This is a genomic window from Sphingomicrobium aquimarinum, assembly GCF_039655735.1.
Lineage (GTDB): Bacteria > Pseudomonadota > Alphaproteobacteria > Sphingomonadales > Sphingomonadaceae > Sphingomicrobium > Sphingomicrobium aquimarinum.
The window spans coordinates 828,677-852,847 of sequence record NZ_JBBYXH010000002.1 but is presented as its reverse complement, the minus strand read 5'-3'; the positions used below and the strand labels follow the sequence as shown (position 1 = coordinate 852,847).

Genomic DNA, 24,171 nt, shown 5'->3' with positions numbered 1-24,171 from the left:
TTCCCGAGGTGCCCCATGTTCGCCGGTCTCGCACGCAATCCCGCCAGATTTGCATTCCCATGCGTTCCCGCGCACAACCTCGTCATGCGCGACAAATGGGGGCACAGTGGGGGCACGGACCCCAGATGGTTGGGGGCACGGCCTTGTTGACCGATACAGCCTGCCGAAACGCGAAGCCGCGTGAGAAGCCCTACAAGCTCTTCGATCAAGGGGGGCTCTTTCTCTACGTCGCGCCCTCGGGCCTGAAATCGTGGCGATGGAAATACCGGATCGGCGGCAAGGAAAAGCAGCTCGTCTTCGGTCGCTATCCTGGCATGGGCCTCAAGGATGCCCGCCGCCTGCGCGATGAGGCCGACGAGGTGCGCCGTGCCGGCCGCGATCCCAAGCACGAACAGGAGGCCGCGAAGGCCCGCGTGCAGATTGGGCAGGAAGCGACGTTCGAGGCGCTGGCCCGCCAATGGCACGATGGTATGTCCGCGCGCTGGCGCGATCGCCATGCAAAGGGCGTAATGCGGACGCTCGAGGCCGACGCCTTTCCGTTGATCGGCCCGCGTCCCATCGGCGATCTAAAAGCGCCCGACGTGCTTTCCGTGCTGCGGCGCATCGAGGACCGCGGCAGCGGCGACCAGGCGCACCGGATGCGTCAGCGCATCGACGCGATCTTCGCGATGGCGATCGGCATGGGGCTCGCGGAAACGAACCCCGCGGCGATGGTCGGCAAGGCATTGAAGCCGGTGACCTTCCGACGGCACCCTGCGCTCCGCACGATTGAGGAAGCACGCGAGCTTATCCTTGCGGTCGAAGCGGCACCCGCGCAGCCGCAGGTCAAACTGGCCTCGCGGCTTCTGGCGGTCAAGGCTGTGCGATCCGAGGCCGTTCGCTATTGTGAGCCGAACGAGCGCGAGTATGCGGGAACCGAGAAGGCGCGCTGGCGCATCCCCGCCGAGCATATGAAGGGTCGCAGGGCGCAGCGCGAGGATGACGACTTCGAGTTCGTGGTTCCCCTGCCCCCGCAGGCCGACGAGATATTCGACGCGGCAAGCAGGCTAGCGGGCAACGCCAAGCTGCTGTTCGGCAGTCCGCACGGCATCAATCGCCCGATGAGCGACAGCACGTTGAGCGCCCTCTATCGTCGCCTGCCGGAATGGGCGGGCAGGCATCGCCCCCACGGTTGGCGCTCGACCTTTTCCACGATCATGAACGAATGGGCGCTCGAGCATGGGCGGCCGGGCGACCGCGAGGTGATCGACCTGATGCTCGCGCACAAGCCGCAAGGGGTCGAGGGGATCTATAACCGAGCGGCCTACATGCCACGGCGGCGCGAACTGGCAGCGATCTGGGCGGATATGCTGCTCGACGGCCTGCCGCCAGCGTCGTCGCTGCTCGAGGGTCGGCGGTGTTAGCTGTCAGCTTTGCGCCCTACAATCCGCCATTCCGGGCATGACGCCTCGTTCCCGAAAGCTGCCTTTCGAAACCGGGATGTCCGACGGCAATTGTTCAACAGTTCTGTCGCCCACGAACTCTCGAGAAGATGAGCAACGCGAGCCCGGCGAACGCCCAACCGCCGATGACATCGGTCGGCCAGTGAACGCCGAGAACAATGCGGCTCAACCCAACGGCGGCTGCTAGCACCACTGCAATGATGATCGCTAGCCGCGACTTCTTCATGAGGATCGCGATTGCGAGAAATGTTACAGCCGAGTTGGCCGCATGTGCGCTCGGAAAACTGGCAGAATATTCTATCATCCACTGCTCAAAATCCGGACGGTCGCGATTGAATAGAATTTTTTGAAGCGCCACCAGGATACGAACCACAACGATCGTCGCGACCAAGGCAAATGCATCCAATCTTCGACCTTGCGAAAAAAGCAATCCCGTCGCCAGCCCCCCGATCGGAACGAGTACCAACCAGTCACCCAGCCAGGTGATCGCCCATGCCAACTTCACTAGCGAACTCTGCTCGCCGGGATGAAGTGCTAGGAATATTCGACGATCCAGATCGGATTCCGCGCCGCCGAGGAACAGCGCCAGAAGCCACAGTACTGTCAGGAAGCTCGCCAAGGCCCATGGATGCGCGCTTGTTGGAATCCGGACGCCCCTCTTGGTCATGGCACTCCCATTAAGGATCAGGCAGCCTCTTCACCTTGGACAGGCTGAATCACCTTAGCGATCCGCAACCATCGAACATGACCGGCCCTGTCCGGCCACTCGATCGCGGCGCCCTCCTGCATGCCGATCAATCCTGCTCCGACCAAAGTCATCACTGACAAGCGATTTTCTTCCAAGTTAGCCTCGCCCGGCCAGACCAGTTCGACGGTCCGACTTGCGCCGGAGCCTTCGTCGACAAATTCGACACGAGAACCCATGGTCACGATATGGGCAGGAAGCTCTTCACGCGTGTGAATTATGGCACGATCGATCTCTTCAAAAAGCTTTGTGGTCATTTCAGGGGAGCGAGCTTCGGCGGCCATCGCCAATTCTGACAAGGCATCGGCTTCGCTGTCTACAAGGTGGATTTCCGGCTTTTCGCCGCCAATTGAATTCGACATGGTAATATCTCGCAATAAGGGCCGGTTTGATAGCGCGGCCAGGGCTGATGAAGGTTCGGGAGCCTCGTCCCGAACTCGCCTATTGCGATCGAGACGAGGCGCGCGCCCGTGCGGGCAGCTGACCTGCATGAGCGAAGTGACGCTTCTGAGAACGCGGAAATACCATTCTCAGTATGTGCGCCGAAATCTCGGTTTCGTCAAATTATGGTAAGCTTTCGTCTGCCCGGATAAATCCCAGCGACATTCGCGTCTCAGAGGGCTATTATTCTGCAATGTTCAATTTTCATTCTTTCGCACGGCGGCAAAAGCCGGATCTGGCTATCGATCTGGGAACCGCCAATATGCGCATGGTGACCCGAGGCGAGGGGTGCGTGTTCGACGAACCGTCACTCTGCTATTTTCGAGATCTTGATGGGCGTTCTCGGTTCATTGCGGCTGGAAAAGCAGTCCTTGCGATGGTGGACCGGGTCCCCAGGACGTTCAGTGTTCGTCGTCCTCTGGCGAGGGGTGTCCTCCAGGATATCGAAGCAACCAGCGCGCTTCTGGCACACGGCCTCGCGTCAATCTCGGGAAGAACTCGTCGATCCCGTCCTCGCGCTCTAATCGGTCTTCCTGCCGACGCCACCAAGGCGGAAGCGAATGCTTTGCTCGCTGCCGCGGACGATGCCGGATTCGGTCGGATCGAATTGATCCGCGAACCCTTCGCTGCGGCGATCGGGGCCGGACTGCCCGTGGGCGAGGCTCGCGCATCGATGATTGTCGAATGCGGCGCGGGCACGACCGAGGTCGCAGTTTTCTCGATGGATGGGCAATGCAACCATCGTACGGTTCGCCTAGGTGGCGAGAGCTTGGACGAAGCTCTAACGGAATTTTTACAGACGAACCATCAATTTCTGATTGGGCGGCTAACGGCGGAAAACCTGAAGAGAGAACTCTCGTCCCGGAGTGGCGAGACTTCGCAGGATGAAGATGCTGTTTCAGTAAACGGTCGCGATCTACGGACCAGGCTGCCAGGGACGCTTACTTTGAAAGCATCGGCATTCGACCAAGTTTTCAAGAAGCATTTTGACCGGTTCGCCGAAGCTACCCGATTTGTGCTTAGCGAGCTGTCGCCAGACCTCGCCGCAGATTTGCTGAGCGAACGAATAGTCGCCACTGGCGGGGGGATATGCGCGCGTTTTCTAGCCGATGCGATCACGCGCGAATGCGGTGTTCCGGTGACGTTGGCCGAAGATGCTTCAGGTTGCGTTGCAAGAGGTCTTCAGCAGCTGATGGAAAACTGAGCGCGGCCTTACTAGCCCACTTCTCATAATCACAGGAGAAAGAACGTGGTTGCGCGAGCGCTCGGTGACCTATGGTCGCGCGCCTACGTTTTGCTGACCCTCACCGCTCTGTTCTGGGCCGGCAATGCGATCGTAGCGCGTGCCGCGCGCGATCTTGTCCCGCCTGTAGCACTGTCGTTCTGGCGATGGGGCATCGCGCTCCTCATCGTACTCCCTTTCGCTTGGCAGTATCTGAAGCGCGATTGGCCTCTCATTCGCGAAAACTGGAGGATTCTCACCGTCCTGGGGTCCCTGGGGATCGGTGCTTTCAACACGCTGCTTTACACCGGACTTCAGGAAACGACCGCGCTCAACGCGATGTTGCTGCAATCCGGTCAACCGGCGCTCATTCTGTTGGTGGGTTTGCTCGCCATGGGCGACAGGACCTCATGGCGCCAGATCGTCGGGGCGGTCGTTGCATTGGTTGGCGTTCTGTCGATTATCGCTCGCGGCAACGTTGGCGCGCTCGCCGACCTCCAATTCAACGCGGGCGATTTGATCATCGCTTCTGCCGTATTTCTGTGGTCGATTTACGCTGTCATGCTGCGACGCAGGCCCTCGATCCATCCGTTAAGCCTCTTTGCCGTGACGCTCGTTATTGGCATCGCTGTTATCGCTCCTTTCTATGCTGTCGAGATCCAGTCCGACAGGTTGATAAAAGGACAGCCGGACGCCTTTCTGGCGATAGGCTACGTGGGTATCTTCCCTTCTGTCGTCGCCTATCTGCTCTTCAACCGTGGAGTGGAACTGATCGGTTCGGCTGGAACAGGCATGTATATGAATATATTGCCGGTGCTTGGCGCCGGCCTGGCCGTTATCTTTCTGAGTGAGCGACTTTATGCCTTCCATGCAATCGGCTTCATCCTGATCATGGGGGGCATTCTGTTCGCCGGACGCGGACAACAGCCGCCCGCCGGGACCATCGCTCGAGGAAATCGGCGGAACCCTGCCTCAGAAGGTCGCGCCGAATGAATGGCGACCCAGCGACTGCGCGTCCCATCTTCTGGGTTTCTCGAACCGAACCCGACAACGCCAATACGGCGACCCGTCTACGCGAAATGGGTTTATGCGCCCTGACGGTCCCAGTGCTCAAACCGCGCGCAATTCGAACGGTCTGGCCCCATGACAACCCGGACGCTCTGGTTTTCACATCTGCTCACGGCGTCCGTTTCCATGATTTCAACAGGAAGATGCTCGAGCTTCCCGTGTTCACAGTAGGGGACCGCACCGCTCGCGCGGCAATTGCAGCGGGCTACCGCGATGTGCGATCCGCAAGTGGCGACGTTCGCGCTCTCGAGCATCTTGTCCGCCAAGAAATCCCGGTCGGTCGAACGGTCTTCCATTGTTCCGCTCGACAGCCTGCTGGCGACCTAGTCGGTAATCTGAAGAAGGCTGGCTATGCAGCCAGAAAGATCCTGGTCTACGAGACTCGGGCTGTTCCTATAGGCGAACTCACCGCCGCACTGGTGCCGCTGAAGAGCATTGACGGTATACTGGTTCACTCCCCGCGCGGCGGTCGAATTGTAAGGCATGTCATCGATGGCGTTCCGACCGATTTCGCAGGTTCCATTTATTGCATCTCGCGCGTCGCAGCTGCGCCGTTTGCGGGACTTCCAGACGCTCGCATTCGCATCGCAGACCGACCCGACGAGGATAGCATGCTGCGACTCTTCCAACATTTGAGCCAATGACTCAGCGCCGAGCGTCCGTGGAACGGACCTCATCCATCGCTCATTGGTCGGTTGACGCAAAAACGAAAGGAATTCGCGATGAAGACGTTCACTCCGATATTGCTGGGCTCCGCCATTTTGCTGTCCGCATGCGACAGTGCCGAGGAGCAGGCTGCAGATCGGACCGAGGACAGGATCGAGCAGGCCGCTGAAGAGAGCGCCCGCGAAGCAGGCGACACGCCGGTCGCATTGGGCCTGACCGAACGCCAGCTTCTTGATGCCGATCTGCTCGCATCGGATGGAACCGAACTCGGCGATATCGAATCGGTGACGAAAGACGCCGACGGCAATGCCACCGAACTGCTCATCGAGGTTGAGGACAGCGATCCTGATCGCTACGTGACCATTCCGATCGAAGGTCTCGAACTTGCGCGGCGCGGTAATGATACCGATCTCTCGTCCTCGATGACGATGGACGATATCGCTGCCCTGCCGGACGCGCAGTTGGAGTGAATTTTGACGCCTGACACTTCCGGTGTTCGAGAAGACGAGCTGGAAGGATTTCATGTCTGAACGATGCAGAACGCGAAGTCGGGGTCATACGCTCTCGGTGCGTGGCGCCCGAAACCAAAACGACAGTTTGCGTGAGCGTTTCGGTGCTAGGAGTTTGAGGAAATCTCCAACGAGTCAATTAGACCCGCGTTGACCGCGATCTCCATGGAGTCATGCCGTCTGGCGAATTGCTCGAGCGGGCCATTTAAACCTCGTCACCTGCACTATTGATGAGGGCACCAAAGCGGTTCCAACAGGTTACTAATAGAAGCCGCGTTCGGAGACAAAACGATGAAAATCACTAAAAGTGCTGTTGCCTTGGTGGCGCTATTGTCACTCAATGCCTGTGTGACCAGCGGTCATGATGAGAGCGCTTCAGATACTGCGCTTGCGGGGTCGGAATGGATCGTTGATGATATCGCCGGTCAGGGATTGATCGAAGACACGCAAGCCACCCTCTCGTTCGGAAATGATGGCCGCGTTTCAGGCGATACGAGCTGCAACCGATATTTTGCCGAATATACGGTCAGTGAAACCGAACTGCGGTTTCAAAATGCCGGCGTGACGAAGAGGGCGTGCGCGCCCGCGGTGATGGAGCAGGAAAGTCGCTTCCTGGCCATCTTTAATGCCGTCGACAGCTATCGAATCGATGATCGTGCCCACACTCTCGTTCTCTCGACCCCCACAGGGGCGACGATCACGGCGCGGCACCCCAATCGATAGCTTTACCGTTGCGCCAAGTTCCCTCCGTCGGCGTTCACCTGGGGTTTCCGCTCCGTTACGTTTGGTTGCCTGGATAGGTCACAGACCCGTCCGACTGCATGACGGCGCCACTGCTAAGCACCGCGTCCTGATTCTGTCCGGGTGCCATCAGATGAATGACCCGATGACTCGAGATTAGCCGCTGACCTAGCGAAAGAGGTCGTCGAGATAGGCGGCGAGCCTGACGCCCCCCTGCTGAAGGCGTCGTTCGACAGTCCCGAGATGCTGATACTGATATGACCACCCGAGATTTGGGGCGGTCTCGACGCCCGGGTAGAGGCGATCGCGAATTGCGGCGCTCTCCGCCACCCACATCAGGACGTCTGGCTGCCACCATTCCACCACGAGCTCCGGCGTGAGTTTCGCATCCAGCCAGTTGGCATATTCGCTATAGGAAAGGTTCTGACCTTCGATCATTTTGGTGTCCCAGACCGAGTGAAGATTCGTCTGCTCCCCGAACCAGCGGACATCGATATCATTGCCGCCACGGTCCTCGCCATTCCCAGCATGAAGCGGCTGATGAAGATCGCCAACGATATGGATGATGAACCGCAACGCGAGCGCCTTTTCCTCCGGCGATGCCGACGGATCGCGGACTGTCGCCGTGAAGCGCTTTAACGCTGATACCGCATCCCCCTCGCTAGGCGCGCCGACGTCGTCGTATTCCATGCCTTTGGGCACGGTGACGTAGTGATAGGGGCCGGCTTCTTTCTGCCAGAAGGTCGTTGGATTTGAGCGCTCGTCGTCTGCCCACGTCGAGGCTTCGGCCAACCCTTCGCTTCCTAGAGTCCGTGCGATCTCTGCGCGGGTTTTCCCGCTGATCTTGTCCTGCGCAATCGCTCCGATAATCCGATGGCCATTCTGCCCCCACGCATGAGCCGGTGGCGCACTTGCGCTAACGGCGATGGATACGCCGACAATCACTCCTATGGCACGCATTCGCGAAGACTCCTGTTCCCTGTATGTTCTCGTCGCGATATGCGGGAGCGATGAGCACCAAACACATTCGGACGACGGCCGACCTCGCACGATTCGGCGCCGGCTTGAAGATCCAATGCCGCGCGTGCGGCGCGGCCCGCACGCTCGACGGCTTCGAGGCGTCATCGCTGTTTGGCGTGACATCTCTGCAGAGCGTCGCGCGTCGCGCGCGATGTGGGCGTTGCGCGACGCGAGATGCGAGCGTTTCCATCCTGCCTCCCGTCTGAAGGTGGGCCGGAAGCGGTCGCTCCGCTATCGGTGACTAAGCGCAGAAAGCCGCCATCCGACTTGCGACGCGAAACCTGTTGCTCCTCGCCCGTTCGTTCGATGTCATATTCGGGGACAATCGCGGTAGGTCGGGATAGGGATATTAAAACCCCACTGCGGCGGTTTCGTGCAACTAAACCGATCTTCCGTTCCCGATCGCAGGATGCTTGTTCAAGGCTTCAATCTCCGACCGAAGTGCTCGGAGTTCACGAAGGATTTCCTCGCGCTCGTCGTGCGCTTCTTCGTCGGTCGCTTCGGACATGGCGTTGACGATCACACCGATGAACAGGTTGAGGACGATGAAGCTGGTTAGAAGGATGAAAGAGACGAAGAACGCCCAAGCATAGGGAAATTGCTCCATGACCGGACGAACGATCCCCATCGACCAGCTCTCGAGCGTCATGATCTGGAACAGCGAATAGATTGACGCACCCAAGCTCCCGAACCATTCGGGGAAAGCGGTGCCGAACATCTTCGTCGCCATCACCGCGCTGATGTAAAAGAGTAGCACGAGCATGACGATTACCGTGCCTATGCTCGGGATCGCGTTGAATAGACCAACGATGACGCGTCGCATGCTGGGAATGACCGAGACGAGGCGTAGCGCCCGCAAAATCCTCAAGGACCGGAGCACTGAAAACTGCTGGGACGCCGGAAACAGCGCCGCGGCAACGATAAGGAAGTCGAACACATTCCACCCACTGCGGAAAAACGACAGTCGGTATGCGAAAAGTTTTAGCGCGATCTCGATCGTAAAAATCGCGATGGCAATGCGGTCGACCAAGATGATCGCGTCCCCGAACCTCTCCATCGCCGCTGCCGACGTTTCTAACCCCAAACCGATGGCGTTGATGACAATAACCGTGATGATGAAACGCTCGAACCGGCGATCCTCGACGAAGGCCTGGATGCGGGAAGATGTTTCAGAACGGCGTGCTGATCGGTGCATCGACCGCATATAGGAAGCCGATTCCGTGACCAATAGAGCCCATCGGATCGACACCCGGATTTTCCGCTCCGCCTCGCAACCGAGTTCCTTCGCCAAGCTGGCACTGCGGTCTTGGGTTTGAGGGGCGCCGTTAGGAGATGCTGCGATCAAGACGCGCGCCGGACTTCGCGACGGCCTTCCATCCATTGCCATATCGTCTGCTCGCCCTGACCGAAATCGGCCAACAGGCGTGCCGCAAGACGCAGGCTTCCCTCTACCGTTTCAGGCACAGCGACATTTGCACCTGTATCGACGAGCTTTTTAGCATGTTCGGAATTGCGCGCTCTTGAGTAGATGCTGATGTTGGGCGCAGCGCGCCTTACCTGCTGGACTAGAGCTTCAGAAGCATCATGGTCTCCTAGCGTGATTACCAGGGCGCTCGCGCGATCTAGACCGGCCTCTTCGAGCATGTCCAGACGCGACGCATCGCCGAGCCTCACCATTGGCCGGTCTCTCAGCCCCCGGATCGACGCAGCATCTTTCTCGATGGCGATGTAGGTGATGTCGTGATGATCGAGGGTCTCGGCAATTTGCTGACCCACCCGGCCATATCCGGCGATGAGGACATGCCCCTCAAGGTCGTGCGCTCCGTCTTCGGGCATGGATAGCCAAGTTGAATTCTCTTGCTTCAGTCGATTGCCGAGATAGCGCGACAGCGAGGCTAGCCCCGGCGTCGTCAGCATGGTGATCCCGACGACAATCAACATGAACTGTCCAATGGCGGGCTCGAGCAGCCCGACCGTGGTTGACAGGCCGATTACAAGGAAGCCGAATTCTCCAGCCTGAGCCAGCAAAACTGCGACTTCGGTCGCCTTGGCCAAAGAAAGCTTCCAGAGTAGGCCAAGCGGCAGGATGATCGCGATCTTGAGCACGATAAGGCCGAGCGCCGATGCGCCGACCCAGAACGGATTGTCGAGGACGAGGCGCCAATCTATTCCCATCCCAACAGACATGAAAAACAAGCCGAGCATCAGGCCCTTGAAGGGCTCGATGTCGACTTTCACCTGATGACGAAATTCTGTCTCGGCGATCAATAATCCGGCGAGAAAAGCGCCCAATGCCATCGATAGTCCCGCCACGCCCGTCAGCGCCGCGGTCCCTACCACGATCAGCAAAACCACCGCGACAAATCCCTCGCGGCTTTTGGTGTCGGCGACGGCGCGCAGGACCCGCCGGATGGCAAGCCGACCGACAAGATAGATCGCCGCCAACGTGACCGCAGCCTCCCCTAGAGCAATGCCTAGGCCAAGCAGGATATTGTCAACCGCCAGTGCGCTGAACACGCTAACGGCGAATAGGATGGGGACGACCGCCAGATCCTGAATAAGGAGGATCGAAAATGCGGCGCGCCCCGATGTCGATCCCAACTGACCGCGACTGATGAGGATCTGGGTGACGATGGCTGTCGATGACAGCGCTAGGCAGGCACCGAGGATCACCGACGTAGCCATGGCATTCCCCCAGGCGATCGCAATGATGCCAATAATCGCTCCGGTAACGAGGATTTGCGCACCTCCCAGGCCGAAAACCAGTCGGCGCATCGACCATAGCCGCGCGAAAGACAGTTCAAGGCCGATGACAAACAAGAGAAAGATAACACCGAGCTCGGCCAGCGCGGTCACTCCATCGAGATCGTCAATGACCAACCATTCAAACGGCTCGTAACGCTGCGCCAGAAGACCTAGCCCGAAGGGCCCGATCAGGCCGCCCAGGATGAAATAACCCAGTACTGGACTGACACGACGCTGGAGGAGTGGCACGGCAATGCCAGCTGCGGCGAGAAAGAGCAGGACCTCTCTTAGATGCGGGATGTGGACCTGCGCTTCCATGGCTTGATGCGACCTCAGTCTTTCGAAAAGCGGACGAGTAGAACGTCGATGCTGGAATGGCGCATGATAGAATTGCTGTTCGACCCGATGAAGAGACGGCTGAAGTCCGATTGTTGCGCCCCCAAAATGATGAGATCGGCGCCGAGCCTTTCGCTCGCTGCGAGAACCTCGTCAGTCACCGATCCGGTCGGCGACAACAGCGCGGATTGCTCCACATCGATCTTGGCCTGCTCTGCCGCTTCGATGAGCTTCTGAACCACTTTGCTTTCTTCTATGACCTGAAAATCCTTGGGTACGATCATCATGTAGCGGCCCGGCAGGCTTGCTCGGACACAGATAAGCTGGAGATTGGTTCCAAATGCTATGTTGATGGCAGCAGCCTTTTTCAGGGTCTGTTTTGTCCCGACCTCGTCATAGACATCAACAGCTACTATCGCTCGCTTGTACATTCTGCCTCCAACAGTCAGTTTGACACACTTCCAGGCACAGGAAGTACCGGACTCCAAACCTGAGACCGGCAGACCGTACCCAAAAGAACGCAGCCAGTAATCTCCATGCGCCCATCTCGCAGCAGCTGTATGCGGCCCTCGACTTCCCTCTTAGCGTCGGGGATGTACAATCGCGCCTTCCACCGGTTTGCACCCTGTGGCCTCACATCCCAAAGAAGCCTGGTCCCCATGAGACGGCCTGAACCGCGGGCCGCATCAGCCTTGGCTTCATCGGAAGCCCATACCACTCGACCGCAATATGACCGTTCGCAGGGCTCCACCAAGATGACAACGCTATTGGCGGGATTGATCCAATGGCCTTCCAGCGGATTCGCCACCAATAGATATGCGGTGGTGGCACACAGGATATAGGATACTATCGACACCAGAGATGGAAGCGCGACATGTTCATTCACAGGACCAGCCGTGTGCTGTCATTCATTGGCACCCAGTGCTCTTACATAGTCTATCACGGCAGCCCGCTCCTCTGGGGTCAGTGCCGATAGATTACGCGACACGACCAACGCCATCAAACCGTGGGATTCGCCGTGACGGGTCACCCCTTCTACTAGCAGACGCTCCAATTCTGCGGTTGAATAGTTCAGCTTTGAAAAGGAAGGCGCGTACGTCCCGCCGCTTAGCAGATCGGGTCCGTGGCATTCGGCACAAGTTACACCAGCGACATAGCGGCCCAGCTCGAAGGAAGGACCCAAGTAGGATGGCAACTTCTCACTAAACTCTGCCACCGCGCTTGAGCTAGTATCGAGTATACCGAGATCCATGAGCTGATCGGTGGTTTCTCCTCCAGTAGGTAGAGGCCATTCCCGTCCCTCCTGTTCCAAGGAGCGAAGGTAGAAAATCAGCGCATCTAGATCGCTTTTCGCGATACGCTGGAGAGTTTTGGCAGGCATGTAGAAAAGCCGCTCGCGCCGCGGGTGGATCCCTTCCCGTATTAATCGTGTGAACTCGACATCGGTAAGGGTAGGCATTGTGCGCGTCAGGTTTGGTGCGAAAATAAACCCTTCTTCGGGATCATCGGCGTAGGAACCGCCTTGTAAGTCAACTCCGTGGCAGCTGGTGCAACCGACCACATCGGCAACTCGCCTGCCATGGGCTAATCGAGCAGCATCGTCAGGCGCGTGGGCGCCCACAAAGGCAGCGGACAATGAGGAAGTGGAGTCGCGATCTAGGGTCGATGCACAAGCCGCAACGAATATGGCCAAGCTTACGACGAGTAATGTTATCGCTTTCATCGCAAACTCCTACTCACGGGCCAAACATATCACGTCTTTTGAAGAACGAAAGAACACGGACCCTTGCGAGACAAGCCACTTTAAATCTTCCATTTACCGGCCTACCCTCGGGGATCGACCACGACCGTATCGAGTGGCAATGAGTCGACCAGTTCGGCGGCCACGCTCCCGATCGTAGCCGCTCGTATTCCGCTTGCACCATGCGAGCCGAGCAAAGCCAGGTGAGCGTTGTATTTTTCAGCCTCGCCCATAATACAATGATATAGTGGTTCCGCTACTACACGGCTCGTCATCGCCGATCGAACTTGGTCGGGTATATCAAGATCCTTGATCAGGCTGGCCATGCGGACACTGGCTTCTTGTTTGAGCTCCTCTTCAACGCGCGGATCATTCACCCAAGCCGACCATGGAAGGTGCAATGAATGGACAATGTGTAGGGTGGAACCTGGAAAGAGCCTTGCTCCAACTTCAATGGCCTGCCGGGACGCATCGGAAAAATCGGTTGGTACGATGATATCTGAATAGTGTTCGAAAGCGCGTTCTTTCACAATCAAGACTGGCCGGTGCGTATTGCGGATCACATATTCCACAGCCGTGCCCAGAAAGTAGTCGCCGATGGAGTTGTAGCGCGCCACGCCCATCACAATCATGGCAGCATGTCGTTGCTCCGCGCACGCAGCTATCGCTTTCGGCGCAATGCCTTCCGGAAAGATGAATTCGGAAAGTGTAGCATTAGGGGGGACGACCTTACCAACGAGTTTTTCTAGTTCTTCACGGCCAGACTCTTCTTTTTCGAGTTCGGGCACGTGAACAAGACAAACATCGCGTTTTAGCGCCGTCCCGAGTGCCAGACCTCGTTCTAGCGCCCGGTCGGAACGAGGGGTCAGATCGCTCGCAACAAGGATCGGGTCGCTCGACATAAGCAATTCTCCTTCGTCGAAACATGAAACCTTTATCCAGCGAACGCATCGCATGTTGATGGAGTTGCGGAAAGATTTTGAAGCTCGGTCATTCTCTCCAATCTCGCCTGTCCTCCGAACGACCGCAATCAGGAAGGGGGCTCACAGAATGGCCACTAAATTCTGGAGATTTATCGACGCCGCCAGACTGTCTGGCGATCGCGAATGTAGTCGAAGACACTTTTTCCTCCCTTGCCGATCAGTTCACCAAGGTCCGACGAAACATTCTCTGCCTGACCAAACCGCAAACCAACGTGCAGCGCGGTCTGAATCATAGCTTGACTCCACGGCTGCCCTGCGAAGCGAAGGTGTGCAAGATAACCGATTATCGACGCTGGCTCGTACGCAATCTGGTGACCTAACGTCGACGATAGGCAGTCGGCGACCTGCTTAAAGGAGACCGCCACCGGCCCTGTCAGTAAATAGGACTTGTTGTAATGAAGTTGGGGCTGCAAAAGACAGCGGGCTGCCGCCTCGCCGATAGCCCGAGCGTCCACGAAAGCGACTTTTCCTTTTCCCGCGGGAACGTATATTCGGTCGCGGCGTCTGATATCTTCGACGTATGCAGTTTCGATGTTCTGTGCGAAAAAACTCGGGCGCAGAATCGTCCAGCCGGATGCGGCTGTTAGATAGCGCTCGACGACCGCGTGAGGAAGTATCGGCAGTTTCTCGGCGCCTGCAACGGACAAAAATACAATGTGCCTCGCGCCCTTGTCTCGGGCTTTTCGAATGAAAGGTCCAAGCGTTGAATCAATGTCGGCAATTTGGGGGGGGCGGAAAGGAATAGCCGGGATACTCCGTCTAATGCCGCATCCCAAGTCGACCGATCATAAAAATCGAACCGGATTTCGTTTTGACCTTCGCCCCCGCGAGTAGCGAGAAGTGGTGTTGCGCCGGAAGCACGCAATGCCTACACAAGGGAACGGCCCACGATACCAGTGCCGCCTGTTACGAGAATGTTCTTAGCTTTGCTCATGCCGATGCGTCTCGATACGAAAAATCTCCAACGGTGCGAAGGCTAGCAACGATGGTTTTGAGATGCTGCATCGATAGAGTACGGTAGCGTCCAATGCCCCCCTATGGTCACTCGTGTGCGAACTTTTTTGCAGAAGTGTTGATCTCAGGATTGCCGGGTCACTTAAGCTTGAGGAACCGAGATCTTATCTGAGCGGCCCTTCAGCGGCTGCCACGTCGCGGGCAGGTTTCCGTGCACAAAATATGAAATCAATGCGCTGTGACGTGTCGAGCGGAGTTGCCTTCTGGTGGACGTGTCCCCGTCAACTGATGTACGATAGCCCATCCCTCAAACTGGATCCAAATCTTCTGCTTGATGACGAAAATTCATTACAACTCCCGAAAAGACTGAACCGGTCATGCAGCTTCCGCCAACTTCAGTTCCGGTCGGCTCCAGATTTCGACCAAGGCACCGACTAGCTCGTCCATCATTTCAGTCGTATGCATCGGGCCAGGGGTGAAACGCAGGCGTTCTGTACCGCGGGACACCGTGGGAAAGTTGATCGGCTGCACATAAACGCCGTATTCGGCGAGCAATATGTCGCTGATGGTTTTCGTGCGGACCGGATCGCCGACCATTAGTGGCACGATATGCGTGGCGTTAGCCATGACCGGTAGGCCGGCCTCACGCATCTTCCGCTTGAGCAGTTTAGCCGAGGCCTGCTGCGCCTCGCGTTCTTCGTTGCTTTCCTTCAGGTGTCGTACCGCCGCCAGCGCGCCCGCGACCACTACGGGGCTGAGTGATGTGGTGAAGATAAATCCGGGGGCATAAGAACGAAGGCAGTCGATGACCCGAGAATCTGCCGCGACATAGCCGCCCATTACGCCGAACGCCTTGCCCAAAGTCCCTTCGATAATATCGATCCGGTGCGCTACCTTGTCTCGCTCAGTGATGCCGCCCCCACGCGCCCCATACATGCCGACCGCGTGGACCTCGTCGATATAGGTCAGCGCGTGATATTCGTCGGCGAGGTCGCAAATGGCGTGAAGCGGGGCCACATCGCCGTCCATCGAATAGACGCTTTCGAATGCGATCAGCTTGGGCGTTCCAGAACCTTCGGCAGCGAGCAATTCCCGAAGATGCATCATATCATTGTGGCGAAAGACGCGCTTTTCGCAGCCTGAATTGCGGATGCCCGCGATCATGCTTGCGTGGTTTAACTCGTCGGAGAAAATCACGCAGCCGGGGAGCAGCTTGCCGAGAGTAGACAGCGTTGCATCGTTCGAAACATAGCCGCTGGTGAACAACAACGCGTTCTGCTTGCCGTGCAAATCGGCCAGTTCAGCCTCCAGCTCGACATGGTAGTGCGTGTTGCCACCGATATTGCGCGTGCCGCCCGCCCCAGCGCCGGCATCTTGCATCGCTTCTTCCATCGCGGTGATGACTTTGGGGTGCTGGCCCATGGCGAGATAATCGTTGGAACACCACACGGTAACCGGCTTGGATCCGTTATGTCCCGCGAAGCAGCGTGCGTTGGGGAAAGAGCCCTTGTCACGCAATATGTCGATGAAGACGCGATACCGGCCCTCCGAATGGAGCTGTTCAATCGCTTCGCCGAAAATCTGGTCGTAGTTCATGATCGCGCCATTGTGTCAGGCTGCCGCGTCAGTGACCGTATTCGCATCACCGCCCATCACAAATATCCAAATGAGCAATGAAACAATCCAGCCTGCGTTGAAGATGAAGAGGGCTAGCCAGACTTGTCGCCGGGACGCTTGTCGCTTGCCGGGACCGCGAACGATGTTGCTCGATCCATCTCCAACAAAGAGACGGGCAAGGTCGCGGAGGTGCAGCATTAGCCAGATTCCCGCTATCAGGCTCGAGGTCGCGAAAATTCCGATAAGGGCAGGGAAAAACCAAAGGGGCATATATTATCCTTTCGGCGGTGGTCTCAAACAGCTGAGCTGAACCGGCGGGGCGAGACTTGACGATAGGGATCGAATAAGGCGGCAATGGTCCGCGTATAAGGCAGCCCCCCGGCGGTGATCGTAAGACGGTCATCACATAGTGTCGCCAAGCCTTTGTCGAGGAAAGGGCGGAGGCCGGCGCGACAGTGCTCGATAAGATCGGATGACAACCGCGCGCTTCCTTTGCATAGCAGCGATTCGATGATATCTCCGCGCGCACGGTCATCCGCCGATCGCGATACCCCGCGGTTCGCAACCAAGTGTCCCGCGCTGGCTCGCATCCTGTAGCGACCACTGTTCTTCTCGTTCTGCGCGAGCAAATGGGGTAAGGAACTGATTGCGGATGCGCCTAGGCCGATCAGGTTCGGGGCCTTGTCATCCGTAAAACCTTGAAAGTTTCGTCGTAGCTCACCCGTCAGCGCGGCATGAGCCAAAGGATCCCCGCCCGACAGGGCAAAGTGATCGAATCCGACCGGGGTGTAGCCACGAGTTATGAAATAGTCGTGGCCCGCCTCTGCCATTGCAAACCGCTCCGATTGATCGGGCAGGCCGCGATCATCGATAGCTTTTTGACGCGGAACGATGTGCGGCACGTGTGCATATCCAAACAGAGCAATTCGGTCTGCACCGAGCAGGCACGTTCGCTCCATACTATCGGTCAAATCATCGCACGTTTGGCCCGGCAGCCCATACATCAGGTCAAAATTGAGCGAATCTATACCGGCGTTTCGCAGCCTATGCACCGTATCTACAATCAGCTCTCCCGATTGAATTCGGCCGATACGTTCTTGGCAATGGGGTGCGAACGTTTGCACGCCGAGGCTCGCCCGCCGGATCCGCACCGTGTTAATTGCCGATGCCCATTCGGAGGACATTGATCGTGGATCGAGTTCGATTGAATAGACTGGATCGACTAATCTGAAGCGGCGCGTCAGTGCTTCGACCAATCTGAGAAAATCAGTCGGCGAGATAGCATTCGGACTACCACCCCCGAAAGCTACACGGCCGATGGTGATGCCAGCTGGTAGCAAGGCGGCTACTGTATCGATTTCCCGGTGAAGCGCGTCCAGATAGGTTTCCAGCCTGCTACGGCGACCTGCTGCGCCCGTGTTGCAGCCGCAATAGAAACAGATCTTTTCACAAAACGGAATATGCACATAGATAGACGCTTCTCCGGAGATATTCTCGAGCGCATCGCGATAATGCGTCGGGTGAATATCACCGAACTCGGCAGCGGTCGGGAAGCTGGTGTAGCGCGGGACGGGGGTCGCGAGCAGATCGGGGTGATAGGGCCACATCGCCGTTCCCTTCGCGAAGATTGTTGAGCCAGTCATTGCGCTCAATCAAATTGCCAAAGTCCGCAAGCGCATGAGCGGATCATGAGTTGCATGGTCATTTCGATCTCCCTGGTCGCAGCGTTTTGCGACGATCGACCGACCCCAATGGATGGTAAAGCGATGGCGCTTTGACCGAAGGGTTCATCGGTCGTCCTCTTCGTCGTCGATCAGGATCCGGTTTGCCGCCCCGTCGAGATCCTCGAACTGTCCATTCCGCATCGCCCAGAAGAATAGCGCGAGACCCGCGCCACCCAAAGCCAGCGCAACCGGGATCAAATAGACCAAAACGCTCATGCCGAAGGGCCTCGCGCAGCGCCCGCCAAACGAAGTGAATTACCAACGACAATCAGCGAACTGAGCGACATCGCAATCGCCGCAATTAGTGGGGTAACCAAGCCCGCGAGCGCTAGGGGCACCGCCAATACATTGTAGCCGATAGCGAAAGCAAAGTTCTGGCGGACGATGCCCATGGTACGGCGTGCCACGGCGACCGCAAGCGCGACAGGCAACAGCGCCCGCCCCAAGAACACCGCATCGGCAGCTTGTTGGCTGACGTCGCTTGCACTTCCGGGTGCAATCGACGCATGGGCAGCGGCCAACGCGGGACCATCATTGATCCCGTCGCCGACCATTAGCGGATGCCGACCTTGCGCTTTCAAGTCGTCGAGCAGTGCCAGCTTGGTACTTGGACGCATCTCCGCGTCAGCTGCGATACCGAGTTTTTTTGCTAGCGCGGCCACAGGCGCCTGCCGATCGCCCGATATGATCCGGCTATCGATACCGCTGGAGCCAAGAGCGGCTAGGGTCTCGGCAACATCAGTCCGCATCGGATCCGCAAAAGGAATGGCGTAGCAGCTCTCCCCGATACGGAGCGCAGTGGATAACCCAACGTCGGGGAGTTCGTTGCGCTCCAGCGCAACACGGCAGCCGCCCCAATCACCGCTTATGCCCTCCCCTCCCGTTTCGCGAAGCAACTCGACCTTGGAGGGGGTGACGCCCTCATTCTCGAGGGCCATTGCAAGGCCTTTGCTCAACGGATGACGACTGGCCTGCGCTAGTGCGAGGGCGACAGACTTCTGTTCGCTCGACATAAGATCGATCTGCGGAACCGGCTCTCCCAGCGTCAAGGTGCCGGTTTTGTCGAACAGCGCGGTATCGACTTCAGCAAGCCGTTCCAGTGCGCTGCCGTCTTTGACGAGCAGGCCGCGCCTCGCAAGGGCGCCTGACGCCACCACCTGAGCGGCCGGGACCGCCAACCCCATCGCGCAGGGGCAGGTAATGATCAGCACGGCAATCGCAATCACCAGCGACTGATGAACTCCGGCCCCTGCAATCATCCACCCCACAAATGCCAGCAGAGCGAGGGTATGGACCGCCGGGGCATAGAGCCGCGAGGCGCGGTCGGCGATGCGAACATAATGGCTTCGCGATTGTCCGGCCTCATCCATCAAACGAGCGATTTCGGCGATGACCGTCTCGGAGGAGGCGGCCGTGACGCGCACGCGAATGGGATTGGCTAGGTTGATGGCCCCGGCATGGACCAGGTTGTCTTGGATCACGGCTTGAGGTTCGCTCTCGCCGGTTAGCATCGCATTATCGATCGAACTTCGGCCCACCTCAATGATTCCATCGGCTGCCAGGGCCTCGCCGGCCGCAACGAGCATGAGCATACCGGGCTCGAGCTCTTCTGCGGTAACCGTTCTAGTCGATCCGTCCGCAGTCAATATGCGCGCGGATTTGCCCATTCGGGATAGCAAAGCCCCAATTCCCGCGCGGGTCTTATTCCGCATCGTCGCATCAAGTGCACGACCGGCAAGTAGGAAAAACAGCAACATGACCGCGCTGTCGAAATAGGCATGGTCACCGCCAGTGACAGTCTCGTAAACGCTCAGCCCGGTCGCGAGCAGAACGCCGATAGAGATCGGCACATCCATGTTCGTACGCCGATGTCGCAGCGCCATCGCCGCACTGGCGAAAAACGGACGACCCGAATAGGCGACGACCGGCAGCGCGATCAGCGCAGAGAGCCAGTGAAACAGTTCGCGCGTAACGCCGCCTGCCCCCGACCAGACGCTAACCGACAACAGCATGATGTTCATCATGCCAAAGCCCGCGACGGCGAGCGAACGCAGGAGAGTGCGGCTCTCGGCGTCATCACGTCCTAATGGATTGGCCTCGACCGCTTGCGCTTCGAAACCAAGTTTTCTGAGCGCAGCCACCAATCCTTCCGAATCCAGCGCTATTTCATGCCGAACAGCGACCCGCTTCGCCGAGAAATTGACTCGCGCCGCTTCTACGCCCTCCAGTGCGTGAAGGCCTCGCTCGATCTTAGCGATGCAACCGGCGCAACGCATTCCAGGTACGGTAAAACGACTATCCGTGAGTTCGGGATGCTCAACCGTATCAAAGGCAGCCTGCGCAATCACTGCAAATGCTCTTCCATCGACCAGGTTTGACCGTCAGGTGAAGCGATGGTGAGCCGGATGATCCAGCGTCCCGGCGTTAAGGGCTCCAATGATACGTGATGGCCCGCTACGGCCTCGATGAACCGAAGCTGGGTCGTTTCCGGCTTTCCGAGCGGCCTGCGGGCGATCGCCTCCACGGAGGAGCCGTCAGGAACCGATTTGGTCTCGACACCGAGGTGGCGGTTGTCGCTCAGCGATAGATCGGCCGTCCATCCCAGGGCTTCCTGTCGCTCGGCAGCTTCGAGCCAGTCGTTAAATTCTTGGCTTGCAACGTAGGAGTTCTGGACGATGACTCCCCCGAAGCCGCGAACGGCCAGCGTGGCCATGAACAGGTTGACCGCGATGATGATTAAGAATCCGGTCACGATGATCACGGCCATGTGCTTGCCGGTGAATTCGCTCTTCATTCGCTGCCTCCCGGCGCGTCAAAGCGCGCTTCGGTTTCGGCGCTTTCGCGCTGCTCGTCGCGTGACGTTACGCGGAAACTGAATTCCTGCGTCCCGACCCCTTCAGGGGCCATGACGTAGGTACGGACCGCGAGTACCTGATCTGCTGGAACCGTCTTGATTTGCGTGCGGGCAGCTGCGTCGCTTCCGCTGGTGTCGGTCCACATGACCGCCCCGGGAAGGCCCTGAAGCGCGACTTCCATGTCGCGCGGACGGCTCTCCATGTTGCGCAATTTGAGCGTATAGGAATTGCGCACCGATCCATCGCTCATCAGGACAAAAGGTGGGTTGCGATCCGGCGAGACCGATAGCCCCACATGGTTGCGCACGCCGAGCGCAAACAGCATGGCAAGACCAATACCGCCCCATATTAGAAAGTAAGCGATGGTCCTGGGTCGCAGCGCGGCTTTCCACGGCGGAGGTGTCGCTTCCCCATTTGCCTCCTTTTCGCAATCCTCAAGAGTGGCATAGTCGATCAGACCGCGCGGTCGTCCTACTTCGGCCATCACTTTGTCGCAGGCATCAATGCAAAGCGCGCAGGTGATGCACCCGATCTGTGGTCCTTCGCGGATGTCGATCCCCGTTGGACAGACGGCAACGCACTGCAGGCAATCGATGCAGTCGCCGAACTTTTCTGGGTTCTTCTTTGCCTTCTTGACGCTGCCGCGCGGTTCGCCCCGCCAATCCTTATAGGTCACGAGAAGTGACTTCTCGTCCATCATTGCCGTCTGAATTCGTGGCCAAGGACACATGTAGATGCACACTTGTTCGCGCATAAAGCCACCAAGCGTGAAAGTCGTCAGCGTCAGGATCGCGACCGTAATATAGGCGGCGGGTGCGGCCTCGCCTGACCAGAAATCGCGCACTAGCGTGGGCGCGTCGGCGAAATACATGATCCACGCGCCACCGGTCCAGAAAGCAATAACAAGGTAAATTGTATATTTTAAAGTCCGCTTCGCAACCTTCTTTGGCCCGAGCGGCGCCGCGTCCAACTTGATGCGAGCGTTCCGGTCACCATCGACGAAGCGGTCGACATGCTGGAACAGGTCGGTCCAGACCGTCTGGGGACAAGCGTATCCGCACCATACCCTGCCCACTGCGCTCGTGACCAAGAAGAGGCCAAGCGCCGCCATGATAAGCAAGCCAGCGACATAGTAGAATTCGTGCGGCCAGATCTCTATGCCGAACATGTAGAATCTGCGATTGGCAAGATCGATCAGCACCGCTTGATCGGGCGCATACGGCCCGCGATCCCAGCGGATCCATGGCGTGCCGTAATATACCGCCAGCGTCACGAACATGACGAACCATTTGAAGCGGCGGAAAGGACCGTCGATCCGCTTGTTGTGAACCTTGGTCCGCTTCTCGAACAATTTGGTCGGCAGATGCTGGCGGGGCGGCTCGTGTGGTTCGTGGCGAAGAGTGGTGGCTTCTGGCTCGGCTACGGCGCCGGATACTGGTTTGTTGGTTTTCGCGCGCCCGTCTTCGACTACGACCGAGTGATCGTTGTTCTCACCTTCACGGCGAGGAGGTGCGCTCGATGCGCGTCCGGGATCACGGTTCTTCATCGACCTCCACCGCTGGATCCTCGGCGACGTCGACAAGTTCCTCGCCGCCGCCAAGCGACCAAACATAGGCCGAGAGCATTTTGATCGTGACCGGATCGAGGCGATCACCCCAATGTGGCATACGGCCCATCTTGGGATCCAGAATTTGCTCTCGGACCTCTTCGCGTGAACCTCCGTAAAGCCAGATGGCATCGTTCAGACGCGGAGCACCAAGGTCACGGCTTCCTTCGCCGGCGGGGCCGTGGCAGGCTGCGCAGAAGTCCTGATAAGTTTGCGCCCCCGCGGCATTGCGAGGCCCTTCGCCACTTAGCGAAAGCACGAAACCCACCAGCGCGTCGAGTTGAGCGGGTTCGAAAGCACCTTCAAATGGCGGCATGGTGCTGGTCCTGGTGTCCTCTACGCCAGGAGCGCGTATGCCATTGACCAACGTATATTCAATCGCCTTGAGATCGCCGCCCCACAGCCAGTCGTCGTCGTTGAGATTTGGGTAGCCCAGCGTCTGGCTTCCCGCGGCCCCTGAGCCGTGGCACTGTGAGCAGTGGACCTGGTATGCCGACCGGCCGCCCACCACCGCTTGGGCGAACAGCTCACTGTTCTCGGGTAAGCGTTCGATCGGAATTCGTGATAATTCCTCGCGCATCGTTACACGGGCCTGATCTACGACGCTCATCTCCTCGGCAAGTTCGCCGCGGCTGCTCCAACCAAGCAAGCCTTCAGTCGCCTTGTCGACCAGTGGCCAAGCTGGATAAAGAATGACGTAGATCACTCCCCACACGATTGTGAGATACAGCGTCCAGAGCCACCACCGCGGCATGGGCGTATCAAGTTCCTCGATGCCATCCCATTCGTGACCGACGGTTTCGGTACCCGTCGGCTCATCAATGCGTTTATTGGCCATCGTTGCGCCCCTCGGTCTCGCCGTCATCAAAAATGGAGCGCGCCGCTTCCCGGTTGCGTTGCTTGGCCCCGGGCCGGAACACCCACAGACACAGACTAAGAAAGAGAAGAAGAAGCGCGACCAGACCGTAGCTGTCGGCAAGATGGCGCAGCTGATCGTAGAAGCTCATCGACCCTTTTCCTCTGCCAACTGTGCTTGGGCGGCCGCTCTGTCTACATCGACCAACGTACCAAGCATCTGGAGATAAGCCACGAGGGCATCCATCTCCGTCACCTGGCTCGGGTCGCCGTCGAAGTCGCGCACCTGCGCTTTGGGATAGCGTTGTAGGAAGTCCTCGACATCACCGCCGCGATCGGGATTGGCCTGGAAAAAGAAGTCTGCCTTCGCCTGCTCGATGTCGCGGTCCGAGTAAGGAACGCCCACCCGGCGCAGCGCGATCAGCATGTCGGCAACGTTGTCACCCTCCAGCCGAGTATCACCAAGGAAAGAGTATTGGGGCATGATGCTCTCGGGCACCACGCTCTGCGGATCTTCGAGGTGCTGCACGTGCCACTCATCCGAATAACGACCACCGACGCGAGCTAAATCGGGGCCGGTGCGTTTCGAACCCCACTGGAACGGGTGGTCGTACATGCTTTCCGCGGCCAGGCTATAGTGGCCATACCGTTCGACCTCGTCGCGGAACGGTCGGATCATCTGCGAGTGACAGGAATAGCAACCTTCGCGCACATAGATGTTTCGCCCCGCCTGCTCCAGCGGGGTGTATGGTCGCATCCCTTCGACCTCCTCGATCGTATTATCGATCCAGAAGAGAGGGGCGATCTCGACAATGCCGCCAATCGTAACCGCGATGAATGCGCCGATCGCGAGGAGGTTGATGTTCTTTTCAAGCTTCTTGTGCTGTGAAGTGAGGCCCAT

General features: G+C 58.2%; 26 protein-coding genes. 6 read left to right on the top strand and 20 right to left on the bottom strand.

Annotation, left to right across the window (positions count from 1 at the left end; genetic code table 11):
• Window positions 1-125: 125 nt before the first annotated feature.
• Window positions 126-1,403 carry a tyrosine-type recombinase/integrase gene (locus tag WJS89_RS10350; protein WP_346340856.1) on the top strand — a complete coding sequence of 426 codons (1,278 nt, stop codon included), beginning with the start codon at window positions 126-128 and terminating at the stop codon, window positions 1,401-1,403.
• A gap of 94 nt (window positions 1,404-1,497) precedes the next feature.
• Here the strand turns inward: WJS89_RS10350 and WJS89_RS10345 are convergent, their stop codons facing one another.
• Window positions 1,498-2,109 (bottom strand): phosphatase PAP2 family protein, encoded by a 612-nt coding sequence (locus tag WJS89_RS10345; protein WP_346340855.1) that lies wholly within the window; start codon window positions 2,107-2,109, stop codon window positions 1,498-1,500.
• Window positions 2,110-2,126: 17 nt separating this feature from the next.
• Window positions 2,127-2,549, bottom strand: coding sequence for a nucleoside diphosphate kinase regulator (gene rnk / locus WJS89_RS10340; protein WP_346340854.1), 423 nt, complete (start codon window positions 2,547-2,549; stop codon window positions 2,127-2,129).
• A gap of 272 nt (window positions 2,550-2,821) precedes the next feature.
• Here rnk and WJS89_RS10335 point away from each other — a divergent pair, with 272 nt between their 5' ends.
• The 5 genes from WJS89_RS10335 (at window position 2,822) to WJS89_RS10320 (ending at window position 6,816) form a co-directional block, all read left to right on the top strand.
• Window positions 2,822-3,832, top strand: a complete 1,011-nt coding sequence (locus WJS89_RS10335; protein WP_346340853.1) for a rod shape-determining protein — start codon at window positions 2,822-2,824, stop codon at window positions 3,830-3,832.
• A 45-nt stretch (window positions 3,833-3,877) separates the two neighbouring features.
• Window positions 3,878-4,843, top strand: coding sequence for a DMT family transporter (locus WJS89_RS10330; protein WP_346340852.1), 966 nt, complete (start codon window positions 3,878-3,880; stop codon window positions 4,841-4,843).
• Complete coding sequence (locus WJS89_RS12460; RefSeq protein WP_431994008.1) at window positions 4,840-5,562, top strand: uroporphyrinogen-III synthase; 723 nt, start codon at window positions 4,840-4,842, stop codon at window positions 5,560-5,562. The genes WJS89_RS10330 and WJS89_RS12460 overlap by 4 nt, the downstream gene beginning before the upstream one ends.
• A gap of 78 nt (window positions 5,563-5,640) precedes the next feature.
• Complete coding sequence (locus WJS89_RS10325) at window positions 5,641-6,054, top strand: PRC-barrel domain containing protein (protein WP_346340851.1); 414 nt, start codon at window positions 5,641-5,643, stop codon at window positions 6,052-6,054.
• Between the two features lie 330 nt (window positions 6,055-6,384).
• Entirely contained in the window at window positions 6,385-6,816 is a 432-nt protein-coding gene (locus tag WJS89_RS10320) for an META domain-containing protein (RefSeq protein WP_346340850.1), read from the top strand.
• Between the two features lie 186 nt (window positions 6,817-7,002).
• Here the strand turns inward: WJS89_RS10320 and WJS89_RS10315 are convergent, their stop codons facing one another.
• The 18 genes from WJS89_RS10315 to ccoO form a co-directional block, all read right to left on the bottom strand.
• The gene (locus tag WJS89_RS10315) at window positions 7,003-7,794 is read right to left on the bottom strand and encodes a S1/P1 nuclease (protein WP_346340849.1); all 792 of its coding nucleotides are present in this window, start codon (window positions 7,792-7,794) and stop codon (window positions 7,003-7,005) included.
• A 439-nt stretch (window positions 7,795-8,233) separates the two neighbouring features.
• A complete protein-coding gene (locus WJS89_RS10310; RefSeq protein ID WP_346340848.1) occupies window positions 8,234-9,145 on the bottom strand; it encodes an ion transporter in 912 nt (303 codons plus the stop codon).
• A 50-nt stretch (window positions 9,146-9,195) separates the two neighbouring features.
• Window positions 9,196-10,917, bottom strand: a complete 1,722-nt coding sequence (locus WJS89_RS10305) for a cation:proton antiporter domain-containing protein (RefSeq protein WP_346340847.1) — start codon at window positions 10,915-10,917, stop codon at window positions 9,196-9,198.
• Window positions 10,918-10,931: 14 nt separating this feature from the next.
• Window positions 10,932-11,366: a universal stress protein gene (locus tag WJS89_RS10300; protein WP_346340846.1), complete on the bottom strand. Its 435-nt coding sequence runs from the start codon at window positions 11,364-11,366 to the stop codon at window positions 10,932-10,934.
• A 14-nt stretch (window positions 11,367-11,380) separates the two neighbouring features.
• Window positions 11,381-11,743 carry a DUF2147 domain-containing protein gene (locus WJS89_RS12455; protein ID WP_431994017.1) on the bottom strand — a complete coding sequence of 121 codons (363 nt, stop codon included), beginning with the start codon at window positions 11,741-11,743 and terminating at the stop codon, window positions 11,381-11,383.
• 96 nt (window positions 11,744-11,839) lie between these two features.
• Window positions 11,840-12,658, bottom strand: coding sequence for a c-type cytochrome (locus WJS89_RS10295; protein ID WP_346340845.1), 819 nt, complete (start codon window positions 12,656-12,658; stop codon window positions 11,840-11,842).
• Window positions 12,659-12,759: 101 nt separating this feature from the next.
• On the bottom strand, window positions 12,760-13,578 hold the full coding sequence (locus WJS89_RS10290; protein ID WP_346340844.1) for a universal stress protein: 819 nt from the start codon (window positions 13,576-13,578) through the stop codon (window positions 12,760-12,762).
• Window positions 13,579-13,748: 170 nt separating this feature from the next.
• The gene (locus WJS89_RS10285; protein WP_346340843.1) at window positions 13,749-14,306 is read right to left on the bottom strand and encodes a Rossmann-fold NAD(P)-binding domain-containing protein; all 558 of its coding nucleotides are present in this window, start codon (window positions 14,304-14,306) and stop codon (window positions 13,749-13,751) included.
• Between the two features lie 682 nt (window positions 14,307-14,988).
• Window positions 14,989-16,209, bottom strand: coding sequence for a 5-aminolevulinate synthase (gene hemA / locus WJS89_RS10280; RefSeq protein WP_346340842.1), 1,221 nt, complete (start codon window positions 16,207-16,209; stop codon window positions 14,989-14,991).
• A 15-nt stretch (window positions 16,210-16,224) separates the two neighbouring features.
• Window positions 16,225-16,500, bottom strand: a complete 276-nt coding sequence (locus WJS89_RS10275; protein ID WP_346340841.1) for a hypothetical protein — start codon at window positions 16,498-16,500, stop codon at window positions 16,225-16,227.
• Between the two features lie 23 nt (window positions 16,501-16,523).
• Entirely contained in the window at window positions 16,524-17,837 is a 1,314-nt protein-coding gene (locus tag WJS89_RS10270) for a radical SAM protein (protein WP_346341207.1), read from the bottom strand.
• A 180-nt stretch (window positions 17,838-18,017) separates the two neighbouring features.
• Entirely contained in the window at window positions 18,018-18,170 is a 153-nt protein-coding gene (gene ccoS / locus WJS89_RS10265; protein WP_346340840.1) for a cbb3-type cytochrome oxidase assembly protein CcoS, read from the bottom strand.
• Window positions 18,167-20,302, bottom strand: coding sequence for a heavy metal translocating P-type ATPase (locus tag WJS89_RS10260; protein ID WP_346340839.1), 2,136 nt, complete (start codon window positions 20,300-20,302; stop codon window positions 18,167-18,169). The genes ccoS and WJS89_RS10260 overlap by 4 nt, the downstream gene beginning before the upstream one ends.
• Window positions 20,299-20,748 (bottom strand): FixH family protein, encoded by a 450-nt coding sequence (locus tag WJS89_RS10255; protein WP_346340838.1) that lies wholly within the window; start codon window positions 20,746-20,748, stop codon window positions 20,299-20,301. The genes WJS89_RS10260 and WJS89_RS10255 overlap by 4 nt, the downstream gene beginning before the upstream one ends.
• On the bottom strand, window positions 20,745-22,355 hold the full coding sequence (gene ccoG, locus WJS89_RS10250) for a cytochrome c oxidase accessory protein CcoG (protein WP_346340837.1): 1,611 nt from the start codon (window positions 22,353-22,355) through the stop codon (window positions 20,745-20,747). Before ccoG ends, WJS89_RS10255 begins: the two co-directional genes overlap by 4 nt.
• Window positions 22,342-23,253, bottom strand: a complete 912-nt coding sequence (ccoP, locus tag WJS89_RS10245) for a cytochrome-c oxidase, cbb3-type subunit III (protein ID WP_346340836.1) — start codon at window positions 23,251-23,253, stop codon at window positions 22,342-22,344. Before ccoP ends, ccoG begins: the two co-directional genes overlap by 14 nt.
• Window positions 23,243-23,422, bottom strand: a complete 180-nt coding sequence (locus WJS89_RS10240; RefSeq protein WP_346340835.1) for a CcoQ/FixQ family Cbb3-type cytochrome c oxidase assembly chaperone — start codon at window positions 23,420-23,422, stop codon at window positions 23,243-23,245. Before WJS89_RS10240 ends, ccoP begins: the two co-directional genes overlap by 11 nt.
• Entirely contained in the window at window positions 23,419-24,171 is a 753-nt protein-coding gene (gene ccoO, locus WJS89_RS10235) for a cytochrome-c oxidase, cbb3-type subunit II (RefSeq protein ID WP_346340834.1), read from the bottom strand. Before ccoO ends, WJS89_RS10240 begins: the two co-directional genes overlap by 4 nt.